General features: G+C 72.3%; 15 protein-coding genes. 1 reads left to right on the top strand and 14 read right to left on the bottom strand.

What is annotated here, in order from left to right; translation table 11 throughout:
• Positions 1–59: 59 nt before the first annotated feature.
• Positions 60–677, top strand: coding sequence for a DsbA family protein (locus ACFVWY_RS31890; RefSeq protein ID WP_389878387.1), 618 nt, complete (start codon positions 60–62; stop codon positions 675–677).
• A gap of 35 nt (positions 678–712) precedes the next feature.
• Here ACFVWY_RS31890 and ACFVWY_RS31885 read toward each other — a convergent pair whose 3' ends face one another.
• From ACFVWY_RS31885 to ACFVWY_RS31820, 14 genes are all read right to left on the bottom strand, one after another.
• The gene (locus ACFVWY_RS31885) at positions 713–1,507 is read right to left on the bottom strand and encodes a sirohydrochlorin chelatase (RefSeq protein WP_389878386.1); all 795 of its coding nucleotides are present in this window, start codon (positions 1,505–1,507) and stop codon (positions 713–715) included.
• A 14-nt stretch (positions 1,508–1,521) separates the two neighbouring features.
• Complete coding sequence (locus ACFVWY_RS31880) at positions 1,522–2,412, bottom strand: ABC transporter permease (RefSeq protein ID WP_389878385.1); 891 nt, start codon at positions 2,410–2,412, stop codon at positions 1,522–1,524.
• A complete protein-coding gene (locus ACFVWY_RS31875; protein WP_389878384.1) occupies positions 2,399–3,190 on the bottom strand; it encodes an ABC transporter ATP-binding protein in 792 nt (263 codons plus the stop codon). Before ACFVWY_RS31875 ends, ACFVWY_RS31880 begins: the two co-directional genes overlap by 14 nt.
• A 42-nt stretch (positions 3,191–3,232) precedes the next feature.
• On the bottom strand, positions 3,233–4,342 hold the full coding sequence (locus ACFVWY_RS31870; RefSeq protein WP_389878383.1) for an aliphatic sulfonate ABC transporter substrate-binding protein: 1,110 nt from the start codon (positions 4,340–4,342) through the stop codon (positions 3,233–3,235).
• 288 nt (positions 4,343–4,630) lie between these two features.
• On the bottom strand, positions 4,631–5,968 hold the full coding sequence (locus ACFVWY_RS31865) for a sulfate adenylyltransferase subunit 1 (protein ID WP_389878382.1): 1,338 nt from the start codon (positions 5,966–5,968) through the stop codon (positions 4,631–4,633).
• A complete protein-coding gene (gene cysD / locus ACFVWY_RS31860) occupies positions 5,969–6,904 on the bottom strand; it encodes a sulfate adenylyltransferase subunit CysD (protein ID WP_389878381.1) in 936 nt (311 codons plus the stop codon).
• Positions 6,901–7,446, bottom strand: coding sequence for an adenylyl-sulfate kinase (cysC, locus tag ACFVWY_RS31855; protein WP_389878380.1), 546 nt, complete (start codon positions 7,444–7,446; stop codon positions 6,901–6,903). The genes cysD and cysC overlap by 4 nt, the downstream gene beginning before the upstream one ends.
• 23 nt (positions 7,447–7,469) lie before the next feature.
• Positions 7,470–8,174, bottom strand: a complete 705-nt coding sequence (locus tag ACFVWY_RS31850; RefSeq protein WP_389878379.1) for a phosphoadenylyl-sulfate reductase — start codon at positions 8,172–8,174, stop codon at positions 7,470–7,472.
• Positions 8,171–8,350, bottom strand: coding sequence for a hypothetical protein (locus ACFVWY_RS31845; protein ID WP_389878378.1), 180 nt, complete (start codon positions 8,348–8,350; stop codon positions 8,171–8,173). Before ACFVWY_RS31845 ends, ACFVWY_RS31850 begins: the two co-directional genes overlap by 4 nt.
• Entirely contained in the window at positions 8,347–10,044 is a 1,698-nt protein-coding gene (locus tag ACFVWY_RS31840) for a nitrite/sulfite reductase (RefSeq protein ID WP_389878377.1), read from the bottom strand. Before ACFVWY_RS31840 ends, ACFVWY_RS31845 begins: the two co-directional genes overlap by 4 nt.
• A gap of 117 nt (positions 10,045–10,161) precedes the next feature.
• A complete protein-coding gene (locus tag ACFVWY_RS31835; RefSeq protein WP_317864749.1) occupies positions 10,162–10,245 on the bottom strand; it encodes a putative leader peptide in 84 nt (27 codons plus the stop codon).
• Positions 10,246–10,434: 189 nt separating this feature from the next.
• Positions 10,435–11,040, bottom strand: a complete 606-nt coding sequence (locus ACFVWY_RS31830) for a GNAT family N-acetyltransferase (RefSeq protein ID WP_389878376.1) — start codon at positions 11,038–11,040, stop codon at positions 10,435–10,437.
• Between the two features lie 437 nt (positions 11,041–11,477).
• Positions 11,478–12,734 carry a GAF domain-containing protein gene (locus tag ACFVWY_RS31825; RefSeq protein WP_389878426.1) on the bottom strand — a complete coding sequence of 419 codons (1,257 nt, stop codon included), beginning with the start codon at positions 12,732–12,734 and terminating at the stop codon, positions 11,478–11,480.
• A gap of 281 nt (positions 12,735–13,015) precedes the next feature.
• Entirely contained in the window at positions 13,016–14,644 is a 1,629-nt protein-coding gene (locus tag ACFVWY_RS31820) for an acyl-CoA dehydrogenase family protein (RefSeq protein WP_389878375.1), read from the bottom strand.
• Positions 14,645–14,650: the final 6 nt, after the last annotated feature.

Genomic DNA, 14,650 nt, shown 5'->3' with positions numbered 1-14,650 from the left:
AGTGGAACCGGCGGCGAATGGACCGGGATCACCTGCCAATCGCTGCCTACGCTCGACCCATGGACACCGCACCGCGTACCACCGTCGACTTCTACTTCGACCCGGCCTGCCCGTTCGCCTGGATCACCTCCCGCTGGATGCTGGAGGTGGAGCAGCACCGCGACATCGAGCTCCGCTTCCGTGTCATGAGCCTCTATCTGCACAACATCGGCAACGAACTGCCCGACTGGTACCGGGACCTGGTCGACCGGTCGATCGGGCCGGTCCGGGTCGCCGTCGCGGCGGCGGCCGGGCACGGCGAGGGCGTGCTGCGCGACCTGTACACCGCGATGGGAACCCGCATCCACCAGGAGAAGAACGAGGACGTGGACGAGGTGATCGCCCAGTCCCTCGCCGAGCTGGGGCTGCCCGCCGCACTCGCCGGCGCCGCGCACTCGGGGGAGTACGACGACGCGCTGCGGCTCAGCCACGACGCGGGGAAGGACCCGGAGGCGGGCGGCTACGTCGGTACGCCCACCCTCCACGTCGACGGGGCGGTGTGGTTCGGGCCGGTGCTGCGGGCCGCGCCGCGCGGCGAGGAGGCCGGGCGGTTCTTCGACAGCTTCCGGACGCTCGCCGGGCACTCGGACTTCTTCGAGCTCAAGCGGACCCGGGCCGGCCAGCTGGACGTGGGCTGACCCGCACCGGTCCGCGCTGACACGGGCCGCCGGGGTCACGCGCCGAACGCGGCGGCCCGGACCGCCATGGGGCGCGCCCCGGCGCGCCGGGCTTGCCCGCGCCGGGCCTCGTCGTACCGGGCCAGCAGCAGTCGGGCCAACTCCGGTGCGGGGCCCAGGACATCGGCCAGAACGTCCGCACCGGCCGCCCCCGCCGCGATCCGGTCCGGCAGCCGCCCGGGAGCGATGACGTACGGCGCCACCGCCACCCGGCGCACCCCTTCGGACCGCAGGGCCCGTACCGCGTCCTCGGTGCTGGGGAACCCGCCGGGAGAAGGAGCGGAGGCGAACGCAGGCCGCACGGAACACCAACCGGTGTGCCGCAGCTCCCGCGCGATTTCAGCGATCACTGCGATCGCCTCCGGGTCTGTGGAGCCCGCCGAGGCCAGGACGAGACCGGTCGACGCCCGGTCGGCGGGATGGACGCCCGCTTCCCGCAGGCGCCGTTGCAGCGCCGCGTTCAGCAGGGGGGACGGGCCGAGGACCCCGGCCTGCCTGACCCGCAGCCGGGGCAGGCGGCGCCGGGCCTCGCCCAGTACCGCGGGGATGTCGGACTTGGCGTGGAAGGCCCGGGTGAGCAGCAGCGGAAGGGCGACCACCGCCGCCTCCCCCTCGGCGGCCAGCCGTTCCAGGACCCGGGGCACCGGCGGCGCGGTGAAGTCCAGGAAGCCGGTTTCCACCCGCAGCCCCGGCCGCAGCGACCGTACCCGCGCGGTGAGCGCGTGGACGGTCGCCGCGTGCCGGGCGTCACGGCTGCCGTGGGCGATGACGAGAAGGACCGGTGCGGTCATGACCGGAGACGCCCCTAGCTCTTGACCAGGAGACCGCGACCGCGCAGCACCCACCGCTCCAGCGGACTGAAGATCAGCAGGTCGATCGCGATGCCGACGGTGAGGATCAGGATGATGGCGAGGAACACCATCGACATGCTGCTCGTCTCCCGCCCCTGCTCCAGCAACTGGCCCAGGCCCACGCCCAGATCGGGAGAGGAGGCGATGATCTCGGCGGCCATCAGCGAGCGCCACGAGAACGCCCAGCCCTGTTTCAGGCCCGCCAGATAGCCGGGCAGCGCGGCGGGCAGCACGATGTGCCAGGTGCCCCGCAGCCCGGTCGCGCCGAGCGTCCGTCCGGCCCGCAGATGCAGCGGCGGGATCTGGTCGACGCCCGCGACCAGGCCGTTGGCGATCGACGGGACGGCGCCCAGCAGGATCACCGCGTACATCATCCGGTCGTCGAGCCCCAGCCAGATCACCGCGGGCGGCACCCAGGCGACCGAGGGCAGCGCCTGGAGCCCGGACAGCACCGGCCCGATCGCGGCCCGGACCAGCCGGACGCGCGAGACCAGCAGCCCCAGCGGGGTGCCGATGGCCAGGGCCAGCAGGAAGCCGAGCAGACCGCGCGACACGCTGGTCCAGATGTAGCCGAGCAGGGTGCCCTGCGCCCAGGCGTCGGTCACCTCGCCCCACACCTGGGACGGTGACGGCAGCTTGTAGTCGTCGGTGACCTGGGCCTGGACCAGGAGCTGCCAGACCACCAGCACCAGGGCCACCGCCACCACCGGCGGCAGCACCTTGCGCACCAGCACCTCGCGGACCGGGGTGCGGTTCACCCGTACGGCGTCGAGGGCGTCCAGCCCCGCCTCCAGGCCCGCCGTGTCCTGGGCGGTGTCCTTCCCCGCGGTCTCAGTGCTGGCCATGTCGGCGGATCTCCCCACGCAGTTGTTCGGTGATCTCCACGGACAGCTCGGCCACCGCCGCGTCCTCGATGCGACGCGGCTGCTCGATGCCGACCGTCCACTCCCGGGCCACCCGGCCCGGCCGCGAGGAGAGCAGCACGACCCGCTCGGCGAGCCGGACCGCCTCGCGCACGTTGTGCGTGACGAAGAGGACGGAGAGGTTCGTCTCGCGCCAGATCCGGGTCAGCTCGTCGTGCAGAACGTCCCGGGTGATCGCGTCGAGTGCGGCGAACGGCTCGTCCATCAGCAGCAGTTGGCTGTCCTGGGCGAGCGCGCGGGCCATCGCCACCCGCTGCCGCATCCCGCCCGACAGCTCGTGCACCCGCTTGCCGTACGCCCCGCCGAGCCGTACGAGTTCGAGCAGCCGCACGGCCTCGGCGCGGCGCTCGGAGCGCGGTACGCCGCGCAGCCGCAGCGCCAGTTCGATGTTCTTGCCCGCGGTGAGCCACGGGAAGAGGGCGTGCTCCTGGAACATCAGGGCGGGCCGTCCGCCGGGGGTCTCGATCGACCCGGCACTCGGGCGGTCGAGCCCGGCCACCAGATTGAGCAGCGTCGACTTGCCGCACCCGGAGGCGCCCAGGAGGGTGACGAACTCGCCGGGAGCGACATCGAGTGTGATGTCGTCCAGGACGAGCTGCTGCCGCTCCGGTCCGTCGAAGGACTTCGAGACGTGGTCGATACGGGCGGCGTGCCCGGCCCTCGTACGGTCCTCGGCCTTGGTGAGTGTGGTGGTCGCCATGGTCGTCACCTCCTGGGAATCCTCTTCGGGTACCGGACGCGCTTACTTGACGCCGAGACCGGCGTCGGCGACCTCGGGCTTGCCCGCGGCCTTCAGGATCTTGTTCAGCGGCTTCAGGTCGTAGATGCCGCCGAGGTCCGTCCGCTCCAGGAGACCGGCCTGCACGGCGTGCCTGGCCTCGGCGTCGAGCGTGGCGGCCAGCGGGTCGTCGATGAACTGGATGGACTTCCACGCCGGGTCGAGGACCTCGGCCGGAAGCTCCTTGCCGGACAGCTGCTTGAGCGCCGTGTTCGCGGAGGTCTTCGCCCGGTCCGGGTCGGCGTTGATCCACGCGTTGGTGGCGACCGTGCCGCGCAGTACCGCCTCGACGACGTCGGGGTGTTCGGTGAGGAACTTCTGCGACACGATGATGTTCGTGATGACGAACTCGTTGTCCGGCCACAGCGTCGACTCGTCCAGCAGCACCTTCGCGCCCTGGGCGACCAGCTTGGACGCGGTCGGCTCGGGTACCCAGGCGCCGTCGATGGAACCGGAACGGTAGGCGTCCGGCGTCACCTTGTTGTCCGTGCGGACCACCGAGACGTCGCCCCGGCCGCTGTTGGCGTCGACCTTCCAGCCCTTCTCGGATATCCAGTTGAGGAAGGCGACGTCCTGGGTGTTGCCGAGCTGCGGGGTGGCGATCTTCTTGCCCCGGAGATCGTCCAGGGTCTTGATCTTGCTGGGGTTCACCACCAGCTTCACCCCGCCGGACGCCGAACCGCCGATGATGCGCAGGCTCTTGCCCTTGGACGTGGCGAAGCCGTTGATGGCGGGGGACGGGCCGATGAAGCCGATGTCGATCGAGCCCGCGTTGAGCGCCTCGATCTCGGACGGACCGGCGTTGAACGTCGACGGCTTGAGCGCGGTGGAGCCCAGCTCCTTGGCGATGATGCCTTCCTGGATGCCGACCAGGGCCGTGGCGTGGGTGAGGTTCGGGAAGTAGCCGATCTTCACGGTGTCCGCGGAGAGCTTCTTGCCGCCGGTGGAGACGTCCGCCTTCGCGGCGTCGTCCTTCGCGGCGGAGCCGTAGCCGCAGGCGGTGAGCGCCAGGGCGAGGAGCGGCAGGGCGGCGACGGCGAAGGCGCGGCGCGCGGTGGAACGGGGGGCAGACACGGGAGGCTTTCCTCTCGTCGGCCCGGCGTTCGCGTCCCGCGGGATCAGGGGGACGCGGCCGGGAGGTCGGCAGGTCTTCGTCTGAACTGACTGAACTGACTGAACTGGCTGAAAGGGCGAAACGGGGTGAACCGGCCGCACGCGCGGTGCGGCGGGTGCGAGTGGGCGCGCAGGCAGTGCGCGTACGTCCTCACGCACATCGCGCGACCCCGCCCTGGCCGCTGCCGAGGGCGCCGCTGCCGATGCGGCCGCCCTCCTTCGCGAACGTGGAGTAGATGTCGGTGGTCATCAGAAGTCCCATCCGGCGTCCTCGTCCGGGGCCGCGGTGTCCTTGGCGGCCGGGGCGGCGAACGAGGCGCCCGCCATGCCCGCCGACAGGGTGGTGCCGTCCGCCGGGTCGATCAGCAGGAACGATCCGGTACGCCGGGAGTCCGCGTACGCGTCCAGCGCGAGCGGCTCGGCGGTGCGCACGACGACCCGGCCGATGTCGTTGGCGACGAGCTGTCCCGGCGCCGGGTGCTGGGAGAGGTCGTCCAGGGCGAGCCGGGAGGGGATGTCCTTGACGATCGCCTTGACCGTACGGGTGGTGTGCTTGAGCAGGACCCGGTGGCCGACGCGGAGCGGCTGGTCGGCGACGTGGCAGACGGTCGCCTCGACGTCCCGGGTGGTGGGCGGGGCGTCGTTCGCCGGGGCGATCAGGTCGCCGCGCGAGATGTCGATGTCGTCGGCCAGCCGCAGCGTCACCGACTGGGGGGCCCAGGCGATGTCCACGCTCTCGCCGAGCGCGTCGATCGCGGAGACCGTCGACGTACGCCCGGACGGCAGGACGGTGACGGCCTCGCCGACCCGGAAGGCCCCGGCGGCGATCTGGCCCGCGTACCCCCGGTAGTCGGGGTGCTCCGCGGTCTGCGGCCGGATCACGTACTGGACCGGGAAGCGGGCGTGGCAGGCGGCCAGGTCGTGGCTGACCGGCACCGTCTCCAGATGTTCCAGGACCGTCGGGCCGCCGTACCAGTCCATGTGCGCGGACGGCTCCACCACGTTGTCACCGGCCAGCGCGGAGATCGGGATCGCGGTGATCTCCGGGACGCCGAGCGAGGCGGCGTACGCGGTGAACTCCTCGGCGATGGCGGCGAACACCGGCTCCGCGTAGCCGGCCAGGTCCATCTTGTTGACCGCCAGCACCACGTGCGGCACCCGCAGCAGGGCCGCGACGGCGGCGTGGCGGCGGGTCTGCTCGACGACGCCGTTGCGCGCGTCGACCAGGACGACGGCCAGCTCGGCCGTCGAGGCGCCCGTCACCATGTTCCGGGTGTACTGCACGTGCCCGGGGGTGTCGGCCAGGATGAAGCGGCGGCGCGGGGTCGCGAAGTAGCGGTAGGCGACGTCGATGGTGATGCCCTGCTCGCGCTCGGCGCGCAGCCCGTCGGTCAGCAGCGCCAGGTCGGGCGCCTCCTGGCCCCGGTTGCGCGAGGCGTGCGCGACGGCCTCCAGCTGGTCGGAAAGGACCGACTTGGAGTCGTGCAGCAGGCGTCCCACCAGGGTGGACTTGCCGTCGTCGACGGACCCGGCGGTGGCGAAGCGCAGCAGGGTGGTCGCCGACAACTGCTCGGTCGTGGTGGTCATTTAGAAGTACCCCTCGCGCTTGCGGTCTTCCATCGCGGCCTCGGACAGCTTGTCGTCGGCGCGCGTCGCGCCCCGCTCGGTGAGCCGGGAGGCGGCGATCTCGGCGATGACGGCGTCCAGCGTCGTGGCGGCGGAGTCCACGGCGCCGGTGCACGACATGTCGCCGACGGTGCGGTAGCGGACCTGCCGGGTCTCGACGGGCTCGTGGTCCCGGGGGCCGCCCCAGTCCCCGGCGGTCAGCCACATGCCGTTGCGGTTGAAGACCTCGCGGTCGTGGGCGAAGTAGATCTCCGGCAGCTCGATGCCCTCGCGGGCGATGTACTGCCAGACGTCCAGCTCGGTCCAGTTGGAGATCGGGAAGACCCGGACGTGCTCGCCGGGGGCGTGCCGCCCGTTGTACAGCTGCCACAGCTCGGGGCGCTGGCGGCGCGGATCCCACTGGGAGAACTCGTCGCGCAGCGAGAAGACCCGCTCCTTGGCCCGCGCCTTCTCCTCGTCGCGCCGCCCGCCGCCGAACACCGCGTCGAAGCGGTGGTGCTGGATCGCCTCGGTCAGCGGCACGGTCTGGAGCGGGTTGCGGGTGCCGTCGGGCCGCTCGCGGAGCGTCCCGGCGTCGATGTACTCCTGTACGGAGGCGACGTGGAGCCGCAGCCCGTGCCGGGCCACCGTCCGGTCGCGGTACTCCAGCACCTCGGGGAAGTTGTGCCCGGTGTCCACGTGCAGCAGCGTGAACGGCACCGGTGCGGGCGCGAACGCCTTGACCGCCAGGTGCAGCATCAGGATCGAGTCCTTGCCGCCGGAGAAAAGGATCACCGGCCGCTCGAACTCGCCCGCCACCTCACGGAAGATGTGCACGGCCTCGGACTCCAGGGAGTCCAGATGGCTCAGCGCGTACGGACTGTCGGTACCCTCCGACACGGTCGCCGTGGTGGTCACACCGCACCCCTCTCGCTCAGCAGCGCGTACAACTGCGCCGCGGACTCCCGCACGGTCTGCCGGTGCGACTCGATCCGCAGATCGGGTGCCTCGGGTTCCTCGTACGGGTCGTCGACGCCGGTCAGTCCGCTGATCTCGCCCGCCGCCTGCCTGGCGTACAGGCCCTTCACATCGCGTACCGAGCACACCTCGACCGGGGTCGCGACATGGATCTCCAGGTACGGGGTGCCCTCGGCCTGGTGGCGTCCCCGCACCGCGTCACGGCTGTCCGCGTACGGGGCGATGACCGGGACGAGCACCTTCACGCCGTTGGCCGCCAGCAGTTCGGCGACGAAGCCGATCCGCTGGACGTTGGTGTCACGGTCCTCGCGGGAGAAGCCGAGCCCCGCGGAGAGGAACTCGCGGATCTCGTCCCCGTCGAGCACCTCCACCCGGTGGCCCTCGCCGCGCAGCCGCCCGGCCAGCTCGTAGGCGATGGTGGTCTTGCCCGCGCTCGGCAGACCGGTCAGCCAGACCGTGGCTCCCGTCTCCGTCACGCTCATCGAAGTCTCCTGCCCGCTCGTCATCAGTCGTGCAGCCCGCACTCGGTCTTGCCCCGCCCGGCCCAGCGCCCGGCACGGGCGTCCTCGCCCTCCAGCACCCTGCGCGTGCAGGGCTCGCAGCCCACGGAGGCGTAGCCGTCCGTCAGCAGCGGGTTGGTGAGGACGCCGTGCTCCGCGGCGTAGGCGTCCACGTCGTCCTGCGTCCAGCGCGCGATCGGCGAGACCTTCACCTTGTGCCGTCCGGCGTCCCAGCCGACGACGGGGGTGTGCGCCCGGGTGGGCGACTCGTCGCGGCGCAGTCCGGTCGCCCAGGCGGTGTAGCCGGTCAGCCCCTCCCGCAGCGGCTCGACCTTGCGCAGCCTGCAGCACAGGTCGGGGTCGCGGTCGTGGAGCCGGGGCCCGTACGCGGCGTCCTGCTCGGCCACCGTCTGCCGGGGCGTCAGCGTGAGGACACGGACGTCCATCACGGCCGCGACCGCGTCCCGGGTGCCGATCGTCTCGGGGAAGTGGTAGCCGGTGTCGAGGAACACCACGTCGACGCCGGGGCGGACCCGGGAGGCGAGGTGCGCGACGACCGCGTCCTCCATGGAGGAGGTGACGCAGAACTTCCTGCCGAACGTGTCGATGGCCCACGTGAGGATCTCTGTCGCGGAGGCGTCCTCCAGCTCACGTCCGGCTCGTCCGGCCAGGGCTTCGAGCTCCTCGGCAGAGCGCTGACCCGCTGTCATATCGCGTCCCCTTCCCCGTCGTCGTGGACCAGGCCCCGGGTCAGCAGCCCCAGGAACCGGAGCTGGAAGGCCCGGTTGCAGGAGGCGCATTCCCAGGCGCCGTGACCGGCCTCGTGCGGACGCAGATCCTCGTCCCCGCAGTACGGGCAGTGGAACGGCGCGGCGCGCCCGCTCATGACAGCGACTCCGCACTGGCCCGCGCCGCCCAGGCCGCGAACCGCTCGCCGTCCTCGCGCTCCTCCTGGAAGCGGCCCAGCACCCGCTCGACGTAGTCGGGCAGTTCGGCCGAGGTGACCTTCAGGCCGCGGACCTTGCGGCCGAATCCGGCCTCCAGGCCCAGGGCTCCGCCCAGGTGCACCTGGTAGCCCTCGACCTGCCGGCCGTCGTCGTCCAGCACCAACTGGCCCTTGAGGCCGATGTCGGCGGTCTGGATGCGGGCGCAGGCGTTGGGGCAGCCGTTGATGTTGATGGTGAGCGGCTCGTCGAAGTCCGGCAGACGGCGCTCCAGTTCATCGATGAGCGAGGCGCCGCGCGCCTTCGTCTCGACGATCGCCAGCTTGCAGTACTCGATGCCGGTGCAGGCCAGGGTGCCGCGCCGGAACGGCGAGGGCCGCACCTGGAAGCCGAGCGCCTCCAGACCGGCGGCGAGCGCGTCGACCTGGTCCTCCGCCACATCCAGGATGATCATCTTCTGCTCGACGGTGGTCCGCACCCGGCCGGAGCCGTGCGCCTCGGCGAGGTCGGCGATCTTGGCGAGGGTGGAGCCGTCGACGCGCCCGACCCGGGGGGCGAACCCGACGTAGAAGCGGCCGTCGCGCTGCGGGTGGACGCCGATGTGGTCGCGCCAGCGGGTGCTGGGCTCCGCGGGCGCCGGGCCGTCCAGCAGCGGGCGCTTCAGGTACTCCTCCTCCAGCACCTGGCGGAACCTGGCCGGGCCCCAGTCGGCCATCAGGAACTTCAGCCGGGCGCGGTTGCGCAGCCGCCGGTAGCCGTAGTCGCGGAAGATCCCGACGACACCGGCCCAGACGTCCGCCACCTCGTCCAGCGGCACCCAGGTGCCGAGCCGTTCGGCCAGCCGGGGGTTGGTGGAGAGGCCGCCGCCGACCCAGAGGTCGAAGCCCGGTCCGTGCTCGGGGTGCTCGACACCGACGAAGGCGATGTCGTTGATCTCGTGCACCACGTCCTGCACCGGCGAGCCGGAGATCGCGGTCTTGAACTTGCGCGGCAGGTTGGAGAATTCCGGGCTGCCGATGTACCGGTCGTGGATCTCGTCGACGGCGGATGTCCCGTCGATGATCTCGTCGGCGGCGATCCCGGCCACGGGGGAGCCGATGATCACGCGAGGGCAGTCGCCGCACGCCTCGGTGGTGGAGAGCCCGACGGCCTCCAGCTTCTGCCAGATCGCCGGGACGTCCTCGATGCGGACCCAGTGCAGCTGGATGTTCTGGCGGTCGGTGATGTCCGCGGTGCCGCGGGCGTACTCCTGCGAGACCTCTCCGATGGCGCGCAGCTGCCCGGTGGTCAGCCTCCCGCCGTCGACGCGGACCCGCATCATGAAGTAGCGGTCCTCCAGCTCCTCGGGCTCCAGCACCGCGGTCTTCCCGCCGTCGATACCGGCCCGTCGCTGGGTGTAGAGCCCCCACCAGCGCATCCGGCCACGGAGGTCGTTGGGGTCGATGGAGTCGAAACCGCGCTGGGAGTAGATCGTCTCAATGCGCGTCCGCACGTTGAGACTGTCGTCGTCCTTCTTGAACTGCTCGTTGCCGTTCAGCGGGGTGTAGTGCCCCAGGGCCCACTGACCCTCGCCGCGGTGGCGGCCGGCCTTGCGGCGGGGCGTTGCGGGCGCAGGCTGTTCCGGGGTGGCGGCCATGACGGTACGTCCTTCGGGACTGCGGGAGGGCTGCTCTGAACTGCACACTCGCGTCAGATCGCGGCGGTGCGCAGGGCATTGCTCAGGAACGGAAGGGGGGCGGCGGTGCTGGGACTCTCAGCTCGCCGGACAGATGGCGCTGGACACGCGGCCGAGGTCGACGTGGCGTCGACTCACCAAGGCAATTCCAGTTCCAGGCATGTCGGAAGCGTGGCACGCCCCTCTCGGGCCAGTCCACCACTATCCGTCATGTGGACGTGATTATCCCGAAACGTGAGACGGTGTGGTGCCCGTCACGCGCTGTGCCCCGGCCGTTCCACCCGATATCGCTCTGATTCTCCCCGTGTGCGTCGCCCCGGCGAACCGGCGCCGTCGGCCGGATCCGGCCGGTCAGCCGCGGTCGGCGCCCGGCCACGGACCCGGTGTCGCGACCTCGGGCTCCCGCTCCACCGTGGTGTCGAAGAGCCGGAAGCCGCGCCGCAGATAGTTGTCCATGGCGTGCGGGCCGTCCTTGGAACAGGTGTGCAGCCAGACCCGCTTCGTCGGCGTACGCTCCGGCCAGCGCTCCGCCAGGTCCCAGGCGCGGGCCACCCCGTAGGACAGGAGGTGGCCGCCGATCCGCCGCCCCCGGAAGGCCGGTATCAGCCCGAAGTACATGATCTCGACGACGCCCTCGTCCTGCGGGTCCAGCTCGACGTACCCGGCCGGGGTGCCGTTCTCGTAGGCGACCCAGGTCTCGGCGCCCGGCCGGTCCAGGGCCTCCTGCCACTGCGCGTAGGTCATCGCGAGCCGGTCCGTCCACTGGATGTCGCCGCCGACCGCCGTGTAGAGGAACCGGCTGAACTCGGGCAGCGGCGTCTGGGCGCGTACGATCCGCACCTCCCCCTCCGGGGCCCTGGCCGGTCGCAGATCGTCGGGAGAGGTCTGCTCCAGCGACCAGGTGGTCACCTCGGTGGTCGGGGCGGAGGCGGCGGTGCGCGGTGCGGGGCTGTTCATGACTGCCAGGGAACCACGCCCCGCGCCGCACGCCAAAGCCGGTCCCGAAAAGCGGACCGCGGTCTCCAAGGGCTGTCCCGTGATCCCCGGCGGGCGTGCGACGACAGCCACGGCACCTCGCCGCGTTGCCGGAACGCCCGGATGCATCCAGTATTCGGGCGTCCCGCCGCGTTGTCGGAACGCCCGGATACATCCGGTATGCGGGCGTCCCGCCGCCGTGCGACGCACCGCGTCTGACGCCGCACCCCGATCCACCAGGGATCACGGGACAGTCCTTAGGGTCTTTCGTTTGGATCAGGCTGGATCAGGGAGCGGGGGCTGGTGCGTGCAGCTGCAAGGCGGAGGAAGGAGCCGACGCGGAGCGTCGGTGACTGACGACAACGCGGCAGATGTGCGTGCCGGCCCCCGCGAGCCCGGCATGATCCAAACGAGAGGCCCTAGCCGCGGTGACGTGCCCCGACCACCACCGGGGCCGTCGACCGAGGCAGCAGATCGGCCGGGTCGTCCGGATGGATCACCTCCACCTCCACGCCCTCCCCGAAGCGGTACGGGCGGTGCGCGAGCACCTGGGCGAGATGGCGGCGCACCCGGGAGATCTCCGCCCGCACCGTCACCGTCCGGCTCGGGTCGCCGAACACGTCCCCGGCCAGCTCGGAGGCCGTACGCCCCTCACGGTGCAGGGCCAGCGCGTACAGCAGCTCCGCGTGACGTGGCGAGAGCCGCTGGGTCCAGGTGCCCACCGCGCCCACCACGTTGATCCTGAGCCCGCGCGGGCGGCTCAGATCCAGCACCACCCGCTGCGGCGCCCCTTCCGACGGCGCGTCCGCGACCTGGATCAGCCAGCCGCCCGGCAGCGGCTCCACCCGGCACATGCCGAGCGACGGCAGCCACACCCGGCCGGGGCGTAACGACTTGGGCAGCGGCAGCCGGTCCACCGGCGGCATCCCCGTGACCGCGGCGAGCCAGCCATGGCTGTCCACCGCCAGCGCCCGGCCGCCCAGTCGGCACACCAGCGGCGCCGCCACCGAACGGAGCCGGTCGATCGCCCGCAGATGCCGGTCCCTGATCTCGCCCTCCGCCAGCCCGGCCACCGAGCTGACCAGGGCGAGCGTCGCCGGATGGAACGTCGAGAGCGGACCGCTCATGTCGACGATGCCCATCAGCCGCCCGTCGCGCGGATCACGCACCGGCGCCGCCGCGCACGTCCAGGCGTGCAGCGTACGGACGAAGTGTTCCGAGGAGTGGACCTGCACCGGGGCGCGGGACGCCAGCGCCGTACCGATCGCGTTCGTCCCCGTGCTCTCCTCCGCCCAGGCCGCGCCCTCCGCCAGACAGATGCCGTCGGCCCGGCGCAGCACCGCCGCGTTGCCCCGGCGCCACAGCACCCGGCACTCCACGTCCGTGACCACCACGATCTGCCGGGCGCTGTCCGCCAGCGACACCAGCCGGTCGTTCAGCAGCGGCATCACCTCGCTCAGCGTGGAGCCGCGCCGCCGCCGCTCGATCTCGTCCGCCCCGAGCAGCACGCTCTCGGTCGACTGCTCCGGATCGAGGCCGCTGCGCACCACCCGGTTCCAGGAGGCCTCGATCTCGGCCCGCGGGGCGGGCACCGGACGGCCGCCGGAGCCCACCGCCTCCCTGGCCCGGTGGACCGTCCGGGCGGCCCGGCCGGACTGCCAGGCGGACGGCCGCATCCCCCCGAAGGCGCTTGTCTCCACTGTCGATCTCCCCACGCGTGCCAGGGCCCGCTCGGCGCTCAGGGCCCCATCCTGCCGCCGCGCGGGGCCGGGCACCGCACACTCCGCACATTGGGTGCAACCCTTTGCAACTCTGGCGCGAGGGGGCGGTTGCGTACGAGAGTGGTGGAACACCGCGCGACGGGCCCTGCCCCACCGCCCGGTGTGCGCAGCAAGGAGGGTGGTGCCGTGTCGGCGCAGCACCACCCTCCGGCGCTGTCCGCCCGTACCGAAACGTCCTACGGCCGGGCCCGCTCCACGAGCGAGGCCAGGTCCAGGGTGTGCGGCAGCGTCCCGAAGGCCGCGCCCCCGTCGCCGCCCAGCCGCGACGCGCAGAACGCGTCGGCCACCTCCGGCGGCGCCCACCGCACCAGCAGCGACCCCTGGAGCACCAGCGCCATCCGCTCGGTCAGCCGACGGGCCCGCGCCTCGATCCCGTCCAGATCCGCCAGCTCCGTCAGCACCCCCCTGATCGCCGCGTCCAGCCGGTGATCGGCCCCGCGCGCCCGCCCGACCTCCCGGAGGTACGCGTCCAGCGCCATCGGCTCGCGGCGCAGCGCCCGCAGCGCGTCCAGCGCCTGTACGTTCCCCGAGCCCTCCCAGATCGAGTTGAGCGGCGCCTCGCGCAGCAGCCGCGGCATCCCCGACTCCTCGACGTAACCGTTGCCGCCCAGACACTCCAGCGCCTCGGCGACCAGCGGCGCGCACCGCTTGGTCACCCAGTACTTCGCCGCGGGCACCGCGATCCGCAGGAAGGCCCGCTCGGCCCCGGTGTCCGCGTCGTACGCCGCCGCCAGCCGCATCGCCAGCACCGTCGAGGCCTCCGACTCCAGCGCCAGATCGGCCAGCACGTTGCGCATCAGCGGCTTCCCGGCCAGCGGCCCGCCGGACACCTCCCGGTACGCGCAGTGGTGGACCGCCTGCGCCACCGCCTGCCGCATCAGCGCCGCCGACCCCACCACACAGTCCAGCCGGGTCGCCGCCACCATCCCGATGATGGTGTGCACCCCGCGCCCCTCCTCGCCGACCCGGCGCGCCCAGGTGCCGTCGAACTCGACCTCGGCCGAGGCGTTCGACCGGTTGCCCAGCTTGTCCTTGAGCCGCTGGATCGCGAAGGTGTTGCGGGTGCCGTCGGGCAGCGTCCGGGGCAGCAGGAAGCAGGTCAGGCCGCCGGGTGCCTGAGCCAGCACCAGGAATCCGTCGGACATCGGCGCCGAGCAGAACCACTTGTGACCGGTCAGCAGATACTCGCCCTCGGCCGCCAGCGGCTCGGCGCGCGTCGTGTTCGCCCGCACGTCCGTGCCACCCTGCTTCTCCGTCATCCCCATCCCGAGCAGCGCTCCGGCCTTCGAGGCGACGGGCCGCAGCTCCCGCTCGTACACCGTCGAGGTGAGCAGCGGCTCCCAGACGGCGGCCAGCGAAGGATCGGCGCGCAGCGCGGGCACCGCCGCGTGCGTCATCGACAGCGGACAGCCGTGCCCCGCCTCGGCCTGCGTCCACACCAGGAAGCCGGCCGCACGCCGCACATGGCCGCTGGGCCGGGACCAGGCGCCGGTCAGCCCCGCGGTGACCGCGTGGCCCAGGAGCCGGTGCCAGGCCGGGTGGAACTCGACCTCGTCGACGCGGTGCCCGTACCGGTCATGGGTGTGCAGCACCGGCGCGTACGTGTTCGCCTGCGCCCCCCACTCCTGTGCCTGGGCGGAGCCCGCCGCCCGGCCCAGCTCACCGAGCTCACGGTCGGCCTCGGCCAGCGCTTCGGGCGCGATGTGACGTTGCACCGCCTCGGAAAGTGCCCGGTCGGAGCCGTAGACGTCGTAGCCGGTCAGCGGGGGCGGCTGATTGGACACGGTGTGGGTGGTGGCTGCCATGCCGAT

Source organism: Streptomyces sp. NPDC058195 (assembly GCF_042883525.1).
GTDB lineage: Bacteria > Actinomycetota > Actinomycetes > Streptomycetales > Streptomycetaceae > Streptomyces.
Note: the sequence above shows the minus strand (reverse complement) of the source record. Positions and strands in the feature narration are given on the sequence as shown.